The sequence below is a fragment of the Halobacillus litoralis genome, assembly GCF_020524085.2.
Taxonomy (GTDB): domain Bacteria; phylum Bacillota; class Bacilli; order Bacillales; family Halobacillaceae; genus Halobacillus; species Halobacillus litoralis_E.
Genome location: NZ_CP129016.1, coordinates 2,277,169 through 2,291,753 on the forward strand (window position 1 = coordinate 2,277,169; position 14,585 = coordinate 2,291,753).

Genomic DNA, 14,585 nt, shown 5'->3' on the forward strand with positions numbered 1-14,585 from the left:
GCCTAGATTTTCAATGTTAATATAAACCTTATGTAATAGCGTCCGGGAGAGTGATCGACAAGTGAGTAAACGTGATTATTATGAAGTCCTTGGCGTGTCCAAGGATGCTTCCAAAGATGAAATAAAGAAAGCCTACCGTAAACTGGCGCGTAAGTATCACCCTGACGTCAGTGAGGAAGAAAATGCTTCTGAAAAGTTCAAAGAAGCGAAAGAAGCTTACGAAACATTGAGCGACCAGCAAAAACGTGCCCAATATGACCAATTCGGTCATGCCGGTCCGAATCAGGGCGGCTTTGGCGGTTTCGGTGGAGGCGCAGAAGATTTCGGCGGCTTCGGCGATATTTTCGACATGTTCTTTGGTGGCGGTGGCCGCCGCCGTGACCCGAACGCCCCACGGAAAGGTGCAGATCTTCAATATACGATGACCCTCCAGTTTGAAGAGTCTATTTTTGGTAAGTCTACCGATATCGAAATTCCAATGGAGGAAGACTGTGACACTTGTGATGGTTCCGGTGCTAAGCTAGGAACATCACCTGAAACTTGCTCCCACTGTCAAGGTTCTGGACAAGTTAATCAAGAACAGAACACACCGTTCGGTCGCGTCGTTAACCGTCGTGTTTGTCACCACTGCCAAGGCACAGGGAAAATCATTAAAGACAAATGTAACACTTGTGGCGGCGATGGCCGTGTGCAAAAACGCAAGAAAATTCATCTCGATATCCCAGCAGGTATTGATGATGGTCAACAAATTCGTGTGCAAGGTAAAGGAGAAGAAGGGGTCAATGGAGGGCCGGCTGGAGACTTGTTTGTAGTCATCCGCGTCCAGCCTCATGAATTCTTCCAACGCGAAGGCGATCACATTTTCTGTGAGATTCCTCTTACCTTTGCACAAGCAGCACTTGGCGATGAAATTGAAGTCCCTACCGTACACGGGAATGTGAAGTTGAAAGTGCCTGCAGGAACGCAAACTGGAAAGACATTCCGTCTGAAAGAAAAAGGTGCACCGAACGTCCACGGCCGTGGCCAGGGTGACCAGCATGTGAAGATGAAAGTCATCACTCCTAAGAATTTGACGGAAAGACAGAAAGAATTGCTGCGTGAATTTAATGATATTAGTGGCAATGATGCAACAGATGAGCAACATGGGAACTTTTTCGAACGTATGAAACGTGCGTTTAAAGGAGACAGCTAAAGCTTAAAAGGAAGGTGTCTGTACGATTGGTTGATGGGTAGTTCATGTAATTTCCCGTTCTCTCGTGCAGGCACTTTTTATCTTGAGAGTCTGGTTAACTATCCATTAGTACTTAGAAAAAATATTGAAGAGGGTGGATCATCAATGAAATGGTCTGAAGTATGTGTCCATACGACAACAGAAGCAATTGAACCGGTATCGAATATTCTCCATGAGTCTGGAGCGAGTGGCGTCGTCATCGAAGACCCGTCAGATATGAAAAGAAAGAAAACGAAACTGGGAGAAATTTATGAATTGAATCCAGACGATTATCCGGCAGAAGGGGTGTATGTTAAGGCCTACCTGCCCATGAATAGTTTTCTTGGTGAAACCGTTGATGGAATTAAGAAAACCGTATCCAACCTGACAGAATTCGGCATTGATATTGGGCATAATCATGTGACGATCAGTGAAATTCATGAAGAAGATTGGGCAACCGCATGGAAAAAATATTATAAACCAGTCAAAATTTCTGAAAAAATCACGATCATCCCGACATGGGAAGACTACACGCCGGTATCCAGTGATGAAATCATTATTGAAATGGACCCTGGAATGGCCTTTGGAACCGGTACGCACCCGACAACAGTTCTTAGCATACAAGCCTTGGAGCAGTACTTAGAAAAAGGAGATAAAGTACTGGATATCGGTGCAGGATCTGGAATACTAAGCGTAGCTTCTGTCCTTTTGGGTGCCGAGCATGCTTATGCTTATGATCTTGATGATGTAGCCGTTTCGAGTACAAAGAACAACGCTGCTTTAAATGGTGTGGAAGATAGAGTGACGTCTAAACTTAATGACCTTCTTGAGGGAGTAGACTGGGAAGCAGATTTAATCGTGTCGAATATTTTGGCGGAGATTATCATCAAATTCACAGATGATGCCTACCGTGTCGTCAAGCCTGGAGGATATTTCATTACGTGCGGGATTATTTCTGGTCGTAAGGAAATGGTTCGAGAGCAGTTGATCCAATCAGGTTTTGAGATTGTCGAGACGAACAAAATGGAAGACTGGGTCAGCATCATTGCTAAAAAACCGGAGTGATTGAATGCAACGTTATTTTGTTGATCAAGAATGTTGGAACGGGGACACTGTTTATGTGAATGGGGAAGATACTCATCATATTGTTAGAGTGATGAGAATGAAGGAAGGGGACAACCTAGTAGCTATCCACCCAGAAAGAGGCCCCGCTTTATGCGAAATCACGAAAGTGGCAGAGGACGTTGTTCATTGTAATGTTGTTACATGGATGGAGGAAGACCGGGAGCTTCCTGTCCATGTGACAATTGTAGCGAGCCTTGGTAAAGGGGATAAGCTGGAGCAAATTGTCCAAAAAGGGACAGAGCTTGGTGCTTCTGCCTTCATCCCCTATCAAGCCGATCGTTCCGTTGCCAAATGGGATAATAAAAAAGCTGATAAAAAGATCCAGAGATTACAGAAAATATCTAAAGAAGCGAGTGAACAGTCTGAACGAAACATCGTTCCAGAGATTCAATCTGTTCATACTCTTCATCAGCTTTTGGAAATAAAAAAGAACTATGACCATTGTTTGTTTGGATATGCAGAAAGTGCGAGGCAGGAAAATCCCCATTTGTTAAGTGAAGCTTTCGAATCATTAAAGCGGGAGGAAACTGTTTTAGTGGTATTCGGACCTGAAGGTGGATTTTCTGAAAATGAAGTGGGAAAACTATTACACCAAGGGTTCAAATCGATTCGATTAGGCCCGCGAATTTTACGAATGGAAACAGCTCCTCTTTATTTCCTATCCAGTCTCTCTTATAAATTGGAAGAAGTTTGAAATATCAGGGTGAGCTCGCATTTTAATCGCTTTCATGCTAAGATAGAAGAGATGTACGAACAACTTAAACTTGAAAGGACGATCTACAAATGGAACAAAATCTAGCTAAAATGATTGATCATACACAGCTTAAACCAGATACACCGAAAGATAAAATTACACAGATTTGCAAGGAAGCTAAAGAACAAAATTTTGCTTCCGTATGTGTCAACCCTCACTGGGTATCATACTGCGCAGAGCAACTAGAAGGAACAGATGTGAAGGTTTGTACAGTCATTGGTTTTCCACTAGGGGCGACAACGAAAGAAACGAAAGCCTTTGAAACAAAGCAAGCGATCGAAAAAGGCGCAACTGAAGTTGATATGGTGATCAATATCGGTGAGTTGAAATCAGGGAACAAAGAACTTGTTCAACAAGATATCGAAGCAGTCGTTCGTGAAGCGGAAGGGAAAGCTATTGTTAAGGTAATCATTGAGACTTCCCTACTTACGGAAGATGAGAAAGTTACAGCATCTGAACTGGCAAAAGCTGCAGGGGCAGATTTTGTTAAAACATCTACTGGTTTCTCTGGTGGAGGCGCAACGGTTGAGGATATCAGCCTAATGCGTAAAACAGTTGGACCAGACATGGGTGTGAAAGCTTCCGGCGGAGTGCGTGATTACGAAGGTGCAAAAGCAATGATCGAAGCTGGCGCTACTCGAATCGGTGCAAGCTCAGGAATCGCTATCGTAAACCACGAACAAGGAACTTCTGATTATTAATTAACTGAAAGAAGCCATCTCCAGAAGGAGATGGCTTCTTTTTATTAGTTTCCGCCTTTATTAAAGAATAAGGCAGGATCGTGGAAAACTTAGTTTGGAGATGTTTGTGTGCTTTTAGGGGCACCGGGAAACAGTTCACTTGCCTGATGTAGTGCGCTTTGTACAAAAGGCGTAGTGATTGTGGAAGACAATCCTGCGCGGTAGAGGGGTTCGTTTCGCTCTTACATCAAATGGGGGTGGTTAGGAAGCTGCGAGACTCCCGCGGGAATGGATGGGCTGGAGAGGCCCTGAAGTGCTATTACTCGAAGAGGGCGACCATGAATGGGTAACCGGTGAGATTAAGGGTTGTCACTACAAAGAAGAAAAATTTCTTGAAAATGGGTTGCCGAACTCTAAAGATTTGAACATTCCGCTCTACCTCAGGCGTTCAAGTTACATGAAGCTAAATGACAATGTAGAGATTAGTAAAGTTAACGACCCTTTATCTTTCAAAAAAAGTTGACCATATGACATGCATATAATATAATTGTCAAAGGTATGGGGGGTTCCCATACAAGAGAAACAGTTTTGTTTGCTTCGGAGGGAGGGAAATTAGCATGTCAAAAACAACTCGCGTTCGTAAAAACGAGTCTCTTGAAGATGCTCTTCGTCGCTTTAAGCGTGATGTATCAAAAAGTGGTACATTAGCGGAATATCGTAAGCGTGAATATTACGATAAGCCTAGCGTACGCCGTAAGAAAAAGTCTGAGGCGGCTAGAAAGCGTAAGTAATTAAAGAGGGTGTTGAAGAGATGACAATTACAGACCGTCTCACCCAGGATATGAAAACAGCCATGAAAGCCCGCGATAAGGAAAGATTATCGACGATTCGCATGGTGAAAGCTTCTATGCAGAATGAAGCCATAAAACTGGGAAAAGACTCATTATCTGAAGAAGAAGAATTGACTGTTTTATCTCGTGAGGTAAAGCAGAGAAATGATTCCCTCCATGAATTCAAAGAAGCTGGACGTGAAGATCTTGTAGAAGGACTCGAACGTGAAATTGAGATTTTACAAGTATATATGCCGAAACAGCTGACAGATGAAGAACTCAAGCAAGTCGTTGATGAGACGATTCAGGAAGTAGGAGCTACTTCTAAGAGTGACATGGGTAAAGTCATGAGTGCCGTCATGCCTAAAGTCAAGGGCAAGGCCGACGGAACCAAGGTCAATAAGCTCGTTCTTCAGCAACTATCGTAAATATAAAAGGCCTCTCTTCGTTAAGAGAGGCCTTTTTACATATGCTAAACATCTCTTGGACGCGTTTATGAAAGTCTTAAACTTTTTGAAACCAACGATGGTTTTGATTCGTAAACGTATTATATGGTGGGAAGGCTACCTGTAAAGGAGGTGAAAATGAATGAAGCGGTCTTTACGAATAGGTGTTTGGGGCATGCTCCTTGTTTTAGGAAGCGTTTTATCATTCTTGCATCTACAATCATCGGTTCAAGCAGATGGAGAAGGTCAGACGGTGTACGTCATTCCTGTAAAAGATACGGTGGAACGAGGGATGGCTGCGTTTCTTAACCGTACGACAGAAGAAGCTCGTGAAAATGGTGTGGATCATATCATATTTGAAATCGATACACCCGGGGGACGCGTAGATGCAGCGGGAGATATCGGAGAAATCTTTCAAGATTTGGACGTTCCTAATAGTGCATTTGTGACGAACAGGGCATATTCGGCAGGCTCATACATTGCTTTAAACGCAGATTCGATCTACATGAAGCAGACAGCGACCATGGGTGCTTCCGGGGTTATTAATTCTGATGGAACAGCTGCTGATAAGAAAGCACAATCCGCCTGGATATCAGCTATGGTAGCCGCGGCTGAATCTACAGGACGTGACCCTTTATATGCGCGTGCTATGGCCGATGCATCCGTCGATTTGAAGGATTACGGGGCTCCTGAGGGAGAATTTTTAACATTAGGTGCAACGGATGCGGAAGAGGTAGGCTATGCTGAAGGAATTGTAGACGACCGTAATGAGCTTCTCAGTGTTCTTGGTTTGTCTGATGCAACCGTCATAGAGGAGAACCCTACCCTTTCTGAGAATATTGCCAGATTCCTGACAGATCCTGTTGTTATACCGATCTTATTATCCATAGCAAGTATTGGTCTTGTTGTTGAGTTGTATTCGCCTGGTTTCGGCCTACCAGGAACAATGGGAGCGCTCGCGCTTGTCCTGTTTTTTTATGGTCACATTGTTGCTGGCCTTGCCGGGTATGAAGCAATTATTCTATTGGTCCTCGGAATCGGGTTAGTGATAGCTGAATTCTTTTTACCAGGGGGCATTGCAGGAATAGCGGGGGTCGTTGCTATTGTATCCTCATTGATGCTTTCATCAGCGGATATGGGCCATATGGCTATGAGTATAGGAATTGCTCTATTGGTGACGATTGTTGTATCCATTGTATTATTTAAGTTTGTTGGTTTGGAAAGAGGCTTCTTTCGTCATATCATTTTGAATGATTCTGCTTCATCTGAAAAGGGATATGTATCTTCACAAAATCGTTTGGATTTGATTGGGATGGAAGGGGAGACGATTACACCGCTTCGCCCTTCCGGCACAGCTGATTTTGATGGTGAACGTTTAGATGTCGTGACTGAAGGTGGTTTCATTCCTGCCCTTCAAGCAGTGAAAATCATGAAAACAGAAGGCTCACGGATTGTGGTGCGTGAGATTAAAAAAAACGAACATGAGGAGGAAACAAAGTGACACTTGAACAATTAATGCCAATCATTATTATTGGTATCATTATTATCGTAATAGCGGTGTTGTTTACGTTTATTCCTGTCATGCTATGGATTAGTGCTCTAGCTGCAGGTGTAAAAATTAGTATTTTCACATTAGTAGGAATGCGACTGAGAAGGGTTATTCCTTCCCGTGTGATTAATCCTTTGATCAAGGCTCATAAAGCTGGAGTGAATGTAAATACAAACCAACTGGAGAGTCACTACCTAGCAGGTGGTAATGTGGACCGTGTAGTGAATGCTCTTATTGCAGCACAGAGAGCAAATATTGAACTTAGCTTTGAACGTTGTGCAGCCATTGATCTCGCTGGGCGAGATGTGCTGGAAGCCGTTCAAATGAGTGTTAATCCAAAAGTTATTGAAACGCCGTTCATCGCAGGTGTAGCAATGGATGGAATTGAAGTGAAAGCAAAAGCGCGTATTACTGTAAGGGCGAATATTGATCGACTTGTCGGTGGTGCCGGCGAAGATACAGTCATTGCTCGTGTTGGTGAAGGAATCGTATCAACGATCGGGTCAAGTGAAAATCACAACAAAGTACTTGAGAATCCGGATAGGATTTCCCAGAATGTATTAGGTAAAGGATTAGATGCTGGAACGGCCTTCGAAATTCTTTCTATCGATATTGCGGACATTGATATCGGGAAGAACATCGGTGCTATTTTGCAAACAGATCAAGCAGAAGCCGATAAGAATATCGCACAGGCGAAAGCGGAAGAACGTCGTGCCATGGCGATTGCTCAAGAGCAAGAGATGCGTGCACGTGTACAAGAAATGCAGGCGAAAGTGGTCGAAGCAGAAGCTCAAGTCCCTCAGGCGCTTGCCGAGGCTTTGCGTTCCGGTAAGATGGGTGTTATGGATTACATGAACTATCAAAACATTAACGCGGATACGGATATGAGAAACACGCTTGGTAAAATGTCCGATGAAGAAGAAGAAGAAAAATAATCCTTGATTAACTTAAAGGAGAATTTGTATGGGAGATCTGATTGAACTCATTTTCAGCAATTTCCTTATTCTTGCCGCTATAATTGGCGGAATTATCAGCTGGTTTAGCGGGATGACCAAAGAAAATGAGAATAAACATAAGCCTGAAAAGAAAACATCTCCAATTCCTCCTGCCTACCCAAGTGGTCCTTCTCGGGATTTACAAGAAACAGAAACGAAGGATAAGTCTGGGGAAGAAAGGTTAAGGGATTACTACGAGACCAAACAGAAGAAGCTTGCTGAAGCCGAAACGGCACATGCTGAAGATCGTCAAAGAGAAGATGAAGAGATGCACCCTCATATGGCGCCGTCAAGAAAAAAGCAAAAAGTGTCTTCTGAGTTGAATTTAAATGGTCCACTCATTGAAAAAACTAGAAAGTGGGATAGAAAGCGGTTAGCTGAAGGGATTTTAATGGCTGAAGTACTCGGTCCACCCCGTGCTCGCAAGCCTCACAGCTCTCACCCACGAAAAAGATAAGCAGAACGCACGAATTGTAGTGATACAATTCGTGCGTTTTTCGTATAAATGAAAAGAGGGGAGGGCGTCGCATGTCAAAATGGCAGCAGCAAATACGGACTTGGATCAGTCGTTACTTTGATTTACCATCGGATGTCATGTTGGATCTTCCTAGAATAACGACAATCGGGTCCATTCATGTGTACATAGAAAATCACACAGGCCTCCTTCATTTTTCTGATGAAGAAGTTAGGATTCAATACAAAAAAGGTCAGGTTCGTATATTGGGAAAAGACCTTGGTGTGAAAATGATGCTGAAGGAAGAGTTATTACTGGAAGGTGAACTCAAGTCCGTAGAATTTTTGCCGGAATCCAAAGGGGGGTGAGACGATGAAGAACCAGCATGATTTCTTTCAGGGAATCATGACGGTACAAGTAGAGGGACCGTTGATTGAGCCTTTTTTACAAGCATGTACGAAACGTGGGTGCCAAATTACAAATATGAGAAGATTAGATGCTTCTCTAGTTATTTTAACGATTCGGCTGAAGGATTGGAAAACCCTAAGGCAATTGAGGAAGAAGTACCGTTGTAAAATATCCATCAAAGGTGGAAAAGGGCTTCCGTTTCTTATACAGCATATGATTGGGAGGCTGTCGGTTCTTCTCGCCTTCATCGCAGCGGTTGTTATCATTTTTGTTCTCGCGAATACGTTGTGGTCCATCAAGGTGGATGGTCTTTCGCCGGAGCTTGAAGCCGATGTAGAAAGTAAATTGAATAGTTATGGTGTCTCTCCTGGAAAACTAACGATAGGGATGAAGGACCCCATTGAAATACAACAGCAGTTGTTGGAAGATATCCCGGACCTGTTATGGATTGGTGTAAAAAAACAAGGGACGAGCTATCATTTGTATGGTGTGGAAAAAACGAGATACGACACAGAAATGAACACTCGACCTTCGAACCTTGTAGCAGCAAAAAAGGGGATGATTATTGAGACCTTTATTAAAAAGGGGCGCCCTATGGTCTCGGTCTACGACGTAGTACAAAAAGGACAAATCCTTGCCACAGGTCAGTTGGTGGAAGAAGAGGATCTATTTATACATTCTGAAGGAGATGTCATTGCAGAAACATGGTACCGTGTCGCTCAAAATCTTCCTATGAAACAAGTGCTTTCCTTAACGGATGGTTCTGTGGAAAGTGAATACCACTTGAAATTCGGGAAGCTTTCTATTCCTATTTGGGGCTTCTGGCGTGGTGAAAAAGGAGACTTCAGGGAAGAATCGCATACCTCAGACTGGAGTGTCTTGGGGTACCAAATTCCTGTGAACATGAAGACAATTGATTACTATTCTATTGACCGAAAAGCTTATGAATCGTCCCGGAAGAATATTGAGAAAATAGGGATGACATCAGCAAGGAGTAACCTTCAGCAAGAACTAGATCCGGATGCAGAAATTAAGGATGAAAAAGTTTTGCACCTCAGTGAGGAGAATGGTAAAGTAAAATTAATCCTAATGTACAAAGTTTATGAAAATATTGCAGTGACCAAGTATGTAAGTCAAGGAGATTGAGTATGCCAGAAGATTTAAAAACAATGGACATTCAATTAGATAATACAACAGAAGCATTAGCCCTTTTTGGTACAGAAGACCGTAACCTCAAGCAAATTGAGGAACAGCTGAAAGTCACGATCATTTCACGTGGGGAACAAGTCAGGGTATCCGGCCAAGCAGAACATGTTCAGCTTGTTGAAGAAATACTCAACAGTGTTCTTGCAATTATTCGTAAAGGTTTGACTGTGACGGAACGGGATGTCGTTTACGCTGTAGAGCTCGCTAAAAAAGGGAAAATTAATCAATTCGAAGCATTGTTCGAAGATGAAATCACGAAAAACTCAAAAGGGAAATCAATCAGGGTGAAAACCCTTGGTCAAAGAAATTATATCGCAGCGATCAAGAAGAATGACCTTGTCTTTGGTATTGGCCCTGCTGGTACAGGTAAGACCTACCTTGCTGTAATTATGGCAGTCAACGCTTTGAAAAATGGTGATGTGAAGAGGATTATCCTGACTCGTCCTGCAGTGGAAGCAGGAGAAAGTTTAGGTTTTCTTCATGGTGATTTAAAAGAGAAGGTCGATCCTTACTTAAGACCGCTTTATGATTCTTTGCACGATGTATTTGGCGCAGAACATACGGCACGCTTGATCGATAGAGGAACGATTGAGATTGCTCCGCTGGCTTATATGAGAGGGCGGACGTTGGATGATGCATTCGCAATTTTGGATGAAGCTCAAAATACGACACCTGAACAAATGAAGATGTTTCTGACTCGTTTAGGATTCGGTTCGAAAATGATTATCACTGGAGATATCACGCAAGTGGATCTACCTAAAGGTGTGAAGTCCGGTTTGCGAGTCGCTGAGGAGCGGTTAGCTAAAGTCAAAGGGTCTGCCTTCATTCATTTGGATCAATCCGACGTTGTCAGGCACCCACTTGTACAGCGGATTATCGATGCATATGAAGAGGAAAGTAAATAAGACCCAGCCACTGGGTCTTATTTAATGTCTTTACTTGGAATAAAATGGGAAGGGGTGGGGTGATTTGAAGGCGCGATTCCTTCATCAGCTCCAAAAACTTAACATGAACAAGTCAAAGCTGTTGTTTGCATTACCCGCGTTAACTGTTGCTGTTTTCTTTTTTGCGCTTGCCATTCCAAATGTCTACACGCAAACGTATGAGCTTGAGAAATACAGCACGGCCCCTGAAACGATTCGTTCCCCTATCACCATAGAGAACAAGCAAAAGACAGAGCAGCAGCTGAGAGCAGTTACTCAGGCCGTTGAAGATCAATATACGATTTCTGAAGATATTGCGGAAGAACGTCTGAGTATGATAAGCGAGATTTATGATGTCGTAGAAGAAACGAAGAGCCAGGGAGAAAATCTAACTAATGAAGAACAAGTAACTATGATTGAATCGCTCTTGACGGATGAACTTTCTGAGGGGCTTCCCACAGAAGTTTTTCTTCCGTTGCTCAGGGCGGATCAACCTTCGTTGAATGAGAGCCAGCGGATGCTTGAAACCCTTTTACATAACTATTATAAAGAAGGGGTCCAAGTATCAGAAGTTGAAGATCTGGAACGAAGGATTGATCTGGAAGTTCAATATTCAAAAACGCCTTTGCCTTTGAAACCAGTCATTTCGGACATAGGGGCTTATGCCCTTGTCGAGAACTCCTTGTTCGATCCTGAAAAAACAGATAGAGCCATAAAAAAAGCGGCTGCTACTGTCGAGCCAGTCATGATTAGAGCTGGAGAAGTGATTGTTTCAGAAGGGTCTACGATCACAGGGGATATCTATGATGATCTTTTATTGACCGGACTGCTCGATCAACAGCGTAATATACTTCCTTCCATTGGACTGGCCATGTTTGCCCTTCTATTAGGCGCTATTTTGTATGTAGAATGCAGAAAGGCCGTTAAAAAGGACAACTGGACTGTACGTCATATTTTTATATCCACGTTGGTATCCTTATTAATGATTACGCTCATGAAAGTGTTCAGTTTATTTGGATCCATGGAACAACCTGTCTACTATCTTTTCCCAGCCGTCACAGGTGTCATGATTATCAAGATTCTCTGTTCTGAGCGGTTTGCGATTGTAATGGCGGTGGTCTATTCTTTAATGGCGTGCTTGTTGTTCAACGGACAATTAGCTGGAGCTCTTCATGCAACCGCAGGAATGTATTTACTTCTATCTCAGCTGGCAGGGATCTTCTTCCTTACCCAAAGTAAAGATAGGTTATCCATTGTGCGTGCAAGTGCAGGTGTTGCTTTTACCAATATATGTGCAATCCTGTTCTTTCTATTCATTTCTTTTGAAAAATACTCATGGTCGGAAGTGCTTTTGTATAGTGGGTATGGGGTCAGTGGCGCCTTTCTTTCCACAGTTTTGACGCTTGGCTTTCTTCCTTTCATAGAGACCGGTTTCGGAGTTCTTTCTGATCAGAAATTGCTGACACTTGCCAGCCCTAACCACCCTCTTTTACGTAAAATACTAGTGGAAGCACCAGGTACGTATCATCACAGTGTCATGGTAGCTAATTTAAGTGAAGCGGCGTGTGAATCAATTGGAGCTCATGGTCTTCTTGCACGTGTGGCATCCTATTACCATGACCTCGGAAAAACCGTCCATCCCCATTATTTTATTGAGAATCAAATGGGGATGAGAAATCCACATGATTTTCTGGAACCTGAACAAAGCGCTGAAATGATCATTAACCACCCCTATGAGGGTGCGAGGATGCTGAAGAAGAGTAAAATTCCAGACGAAATCATTGATATCGCTGAACAACATCATGGGACGACGCTTTTAAAGTATTTTTATTATCAGGCTAAGGAAATGAACGAAGATACCAAAGAATGTGATTACAGGTATCCAGGTCCGAAGCCTCAAAGTAAGGAAGCGGCAATCGTTTGTATTTGCGATTCGGTGGAAGCGGCGGTACGCTCATTAAATCACCCGACAGAAGAAAAAATCCATAAAATCGTGAAGTCTATTTTGGAAGACCGCATGCTCGATGGTCAACTGGATGACAGTAATTTAACGTTTAATGAGTTGAAGACAATGGAAACAGCCATATGTGAAACGATGCATGGCTTCTTTCACTCAAGAATCGAATACCCGGAAAACAAACCATTAGTCAAGGAGGCAAAATAATATGATTACCATTGATTTTCAAGACGAAACCAATTCAGTAGATGAAGCATTTGTCGATATGATTCAGCGTATCATCCGTTTTGCAGGAGAAAAAGAAGGGGTTACAGGAGATGCGGAAGTTTCTGTCAGCTTTGTGGATAACAAAGAAATACAGGAAATCAACCGTAATTACCGTCAAAAAGATGAACCCACAGATGTCATTTCTTTTGCCATGCAAGAACTTGGGGAAGATGAAATGAATGTGTTGGATGAGAACATGCCGCTCATGCTGGGTGATATAATCATTTCTGTCGATAAGGCGAAAGAGCAAGCCGAAGACTATAACCATTCTCTTGAACGAGAATTTGGCTTCATGGCGTTGCATGGGTTCTTGCATCTGCTTGGTTATGATCACATGAATGAAGAAGATGAGAAGAAGATGTTCGGCAGACAAGAGGAAATTTTACATGAGTTCGGACTTCAAAGATCGTAAACAGAAGACAAGGATCGGTTTCCGTTTCGCTTGGAATGGAATAAAAGAAGTGTATCAGTCGGAGCGGAATTTTCGGATACATCTCTCTGTAGCTTTATTAGTCTTCATAGCAGCCTTTGTATTCGGTTTATCTAAAGGGGAGTGGATGACCATCTTCCTCATTGTGGTCATCGTCCTCAGCCTGCAAATGGTTAATACAGCTGTGGAAAGACTGCTTGATTTTTACCATCCGGAACAACACCCCGTCATTGGCTCCATTAAAGATATTACAGCCGGGGCGGTCCTTGTAGCGAGTATTGGATCGGTCATCATAGGACTCATTATTTTCATCCCTAAGCTTTTCATGATATGAGAATAGGAATGAACCTGAGAAGATGATATAGTAAAATGGAGCAGAACGACTGCGTGAACATTTATTGGAGGAACATTTATGACAGAGAATTTCAAATCAGGTTTTGTTACAATCGTTGGTCGTCCCAATGTAGGAAAATCAACGTTTATGAATCGTGTAATCGGTGAAAAGATTGCCATTATGAGTGACAAGCCCCAAACCACTAGAAACAAAATCCAGGGAGTAATGACAGATAAAGAGTCGCAAATCATTTTTATTGATACTCCCGGAATCCATAAACCAAAGCACAAGCTTGGAGACTATATGGTGAACGTTGCAGAAAATACATTGAACGAAGTGGATGCCGTTCTTTTTATGATCAATGCAGAAGAAGGATACGGTAGAGGAGACCAATTCATTTTGGACCGTCTGCAACGTGTCGACCAGCCTGTATTTTTAATCATTAATAAAATTGACAGGGTTCATCCAGATGACTTACTGCCTTTAATTGATCAGTACAAAGAGAAGCTTGATTTTGAAGAAATCATTCCAATCTCAGCGCTTGAAGGGAACAACGTCAACCATTTGTTGGACGTCCTAAAACAGCATCTGCCTGAAGGGCCGCAGTTTTATCCGGAAGACCAAATCACGGACCATCCGGAACGCTTTGTGATCAGCGAATTTATTAGAGAAAAAGTGTTACATTTGACTCGTGAGGAAATCCCTCATTCCATTGCTGTTGTCATTGAAGCAATTGAGCCTAGGAATGAACATGATAAAGTACAAATTCAAGCGGCTATCATCGTGGAACGAAAGTCTCAAAAAGGCATAATTATCGGTAAGCAAGGCAGTATGTTAAAAGAAATCGGTAAGAGAGCCAGAAGAGACATCGAGTCACTTTTAGGGAGCAAAGTGTATTTGGAACTTTGGGTCAAAGTACAGAAAGACTGGAGAAACAAACAAATCCAACTTAGTGATTTCGGCTATCGCGAAGACGAATATTGAGGGTTGGAAAATATTAAGCCTTATGTTTTCAGT

General features: G+C 42.7%; 17 protein-coding genes. All 17 read left to right on the top strand.

The annotated features are described in order from the left end of the window. Positions 1 to 61 precede the first annotated feature (61 nt). The 17 genes from dnaJ (at position 62) to era (ending at position 14,552) form a co-directional block, all read left to right on the top strand. Positions 62 to 1,192, top strand: coding sequence for a molecular chaperone DnaJ (dnaJ, locus tag LC065_RS11460; protein ID WP_306163422.1), 1,131 nt, complete (start codon positions 62 to 64; stop codon positions 1,190 to 1,192). 144 nt (positions 1,193 to 1,336) lie between these two features. Next, on the top strand, positions 1,337 to 2,275 hold the full coding sequence (gene prmA, locus LC065_RS11465) for a 50S ribosomal protein L11 methyltransferase (RefSeq protein WP_226591040.1): 939 nt from the start codon (positions 1,337 to 1,339) through the stop codon (positions 2,273 to 2,275). A gap of 4 nt (positions 2,276 to 2,279) precedes the next feature. Then, positions 2,280 to 3,029, top strand: a complete 750-nt coding sequence (locus tag LC065_RS11470; RefSeq protein WP_226591038.1) for a 16S rRNA (uracil(1498)-N(3))-methyltransferase — start codon at positions 2,280 to 2,282, stop codon at positions 3,027 to 3,029. A gap of 89 nt (positions 3,030 to 3,118) precedes the next feature. Next, positions 3,119 to 3,790, top strand: a complete 672-nt coding sequence (gene deoC / locus LC065_RS11475; RefSeq protein WP_226591036.1) for a deoxyribose-phosphate aldolase — start codon at positions 3,119 to 3,121, stop codon at positions 3,788 to 3,790. A 292-nt stretch (positions 3,791 to 4,082) separates the two neighbouring features. Further along, positions 4,083 to 4,292 (top strand): hypothetical protein, encoded by a 210-nt coding sequence (locus LC065_RS11480; protein ID WP_226591034.1) that lies wholly within the window; start codon positions 4,083 to 4,085, stop codon positions 4,290 to 4,292. Between the two features lie 94 nt (positions 4,293 to 4,386). After that, positions 4,387 to 4,560 carry a 30S ribosomal protein S21 gene (gene rpsU / locus LC065_RS11485; protein ID WP_008638284.1) on the top strand — a complete coding sequence of 58 codons (174 nt, stop codon included), beginning with the start codon at positions 4,387 to 4,389 and terminating at the stop codon, positions 4,558 to 4,560. 20 nt (positions 4,561 to 4,580) lie between these two features. Then, on the top strand, positions 4,581 to 5,027 hold the full coding sequence (locus LC065_RS11490; protein WP_146812806.1) for a GatB/YqeY domain-containing protein: 447 nt from the start codon (positions 4,581 to 4,583) through the stop codon (positions 5,025 to 5,027). Positions 5,028 to 5,187: 160 nt separating this feature from the next. Beyond that, positions 5,188 to 6,546, top strand: a complete 1,359-nt coding sequence (locus LC065_RS11495) for an NfeD family protein (protein ID WP_226591032.1) — start codon at positions 5,188 to 5,190, stop codon at positions 6,544 to 6,546. A 14-nt stretch (positions 6,547 to 6,560) separates the two neighbouring features. Then, on the top strand, positions 6,561 to 7,529 hold the full coding sequence (gene floA, locus LC065_RS11500) for a flotillin-like protein FloA (protein WP_226591671.1): 969 nt from the start codon (positions 6,561 to 6,563) through the stop codon (positions 7,527 to 7,529). A gap of 28 nt (positions 7,530 to 7,557) precedes the next feature. Further along, positions 7,558 to 8,046, top strand: coding sequence for a hypothetical protein (locus tag LC065_RS11505; RefSeq protein ID WP_226591030.1), 489 nt, complete (start codon positions 7,558 to 7,560; stop codon positions 8,044 to 8,046). A gap of 71 nt (positions 8,047 to 8,117) precedes the next feature. Next, positions 8,118 to 8,411 carry a sporulation protein YqfC gene (yqfC, locus tag LC065_RS11510; RefSeq protein WP_160910986.1) on the top strand — a complete coding sequence of 98 codons (294 nt, stop codon included), beginning with the start codon at positions 8,118 to 8,120 and terminating at the stop codon, positions 8,409 to 8,411. Positions 8,412 to 8,415: 4 nt separating this feature from the next. Further along, positions 8,416 to 9,597 carry a sporulation protein YqfD gene (gene yqfD, locus LC065_RS11515; protein WP_226591028.1) on the top strand — a complete coding sequence of 394 codons (1,182 nt, stop codon included), beginning with the start codon at positions 8,416 to 8,418 and terminating at the stop codon, positions 9,595 to 9,597. Positions 9,598 to 9,599: 2 nt separating this feature from the next. After that, positions 9,600 to 10,562 carry a PhoH family protein gene (locus tag LC065_RS11520; RefSeq protein WP_306163423.1) on the top strand — a complete coding sequence of 321 codons (963 nt, stop codon included), beginning with the start codon at positions 9,600 to 9,602 and terminating at the stop codon, positions 10,560 to 10,562. A 64-nt stretch (positions 10,563 to 10,626) separates the two neighbouring features. Further along, complete coding sequence (locus LC065_RS11525; RefSeq protein WP_226591025.1) at positions 10,627 to 12,744, top strand: HD family phosphohydrolase; 2,118 nt, start codon at positions 10,627 to 10,629, stop codon at positions 12,742 to 12,744. 1 nt (position 12,745) lies between these two features. Continuing rightward, entirely contained in the window at positions 12,746 to 13,216 is a 471-nt protein-coding gene (gene ybeY, locus LC065_RS11530) for an rRNA maturation RNase YbeY (protein WP_306163424.1), read from the top strand. Next, positions 13,191 to 13,568, top strand: a complete 378-nt coding sequence (locus tag LC065_RS11535) for a diacylglycerol kinase family protein (RefSeq protein WP_306163425.1) — start codon at positions 13,191 to 13,193, stop codon at positions 13,566 to 13,568. The genes ybeY and LC065_RS11535 overlap by 26 nt, the downstream gene beginning before the upstream one ends. 78 nt (positions 13,569 to 13,646) lie before the next feature. Then, complete coding sequence (gene era, locus LC065_RS11540; protein ID WP_226591018.1) at positions 13,647 to 14,552, top strand: GTPase Era; 906 nt, start codon at positions 13,647 to 13,649, stop codon at positions 14,550 to 14,552. Positions 14,553 to 14,585 lie beyond the last annotated feature (33 nt).

Excerpts from the sequence above, each read along its gene's own strand:
- prmA (WP_226591040.1), top strand. The coding sequence starts at position 1,337 with ATGAAATGGTCTGAAGTATGTGTCCATACGACAACAGAAGCAATTGAA.
- LC065_RS11470 (WP_226591038.1), top strand. The coding sequence starts at position 2,280 with ATGCAACGTTATTTTGTTGATCAAGAATGTTGGAACGGGGACACTGTT.
- deoC (WP_226591036.1), top strand. The coding sequence starts at position 3,119 with ATGGAACAAAATCTAGCTAAAATGATTGATCATACACAGCTTAAACCA.
- rpsU (WP_008638284.1), top strand. The coding sequence starts at position 4,387 with ATGTCAAAAACAACTCGCGTTCGTAAAAACGAGTCTCTTGAAGATGCT.
- LC065_RS11490 (WP_146812806.1), top strand. The coding sequence starts at position 4,581 with ATGACAATTACAGACCGTCTCACCCAGGATATGAAAACAGCCATGAAA.
- LC065_RS11495 (WP_226591032.1), top strand. The coding sequence starts at position 5,188 with ATGAAGCGGTCTTTACGAATAGGTGTTTGGGGCATGCTCCTTGTTTTA.
- floA (WP_226591671.1), top strand. The coding sequence starts at position 6,561 with ATGCCAATCATTATTATTGGTATCATTATTATCGTAATAGCGGTGTTG.
- LC065_RS11505 (WP_226591030.1), top strand. The coding sequence starts at position 7,558 with ATGGGAGATCTGATTGAACTCATTTTCAGCAATTTCCTTATTCTTGCC.
- yqfC (WP_160910986.1), top strand. The coding sequence starts at position 8,118 with ATGTCAAAATGGCAGCAGCAAATACGGACTTGGATCAGTCGTTACTTT.
- yqfD (WP_226591028.1), top strand. The coding sequence starts at position 8,416 with ATGAAGAACCAGCATGATTTCTTTCAGGGAATCATGACGGTACAAGTA.
- LC065_RS11520 (WP_306163423.1), top strand. The coding sequence starts at position 9,600 with ATGCCAGAAGATTTAAAAACAATGGACATTCAATTAGATAATACAACA.
- ybeY (WP_306163424.1), top strand. The coding sequence starts at position 12,746 with ATGATTACCATTGATTTTCAAGACGAAACCAATTCAGTAGATGAAGCA.
- LC065_RS11535 (WP_306163425.1), top strand. The coding sequence starts at position 13,191 with ATGAGTTCGGACTTCAAAGATCGTAAACAGAAGACAAGGATCGGTTTC.
- era (WP_226591018.1), top strand. The coding sequence starts at position 13,647 with ATGACAGAGAATTTCAAATCAGGTTTTGTTACAATCGTTGGTCGTCCC.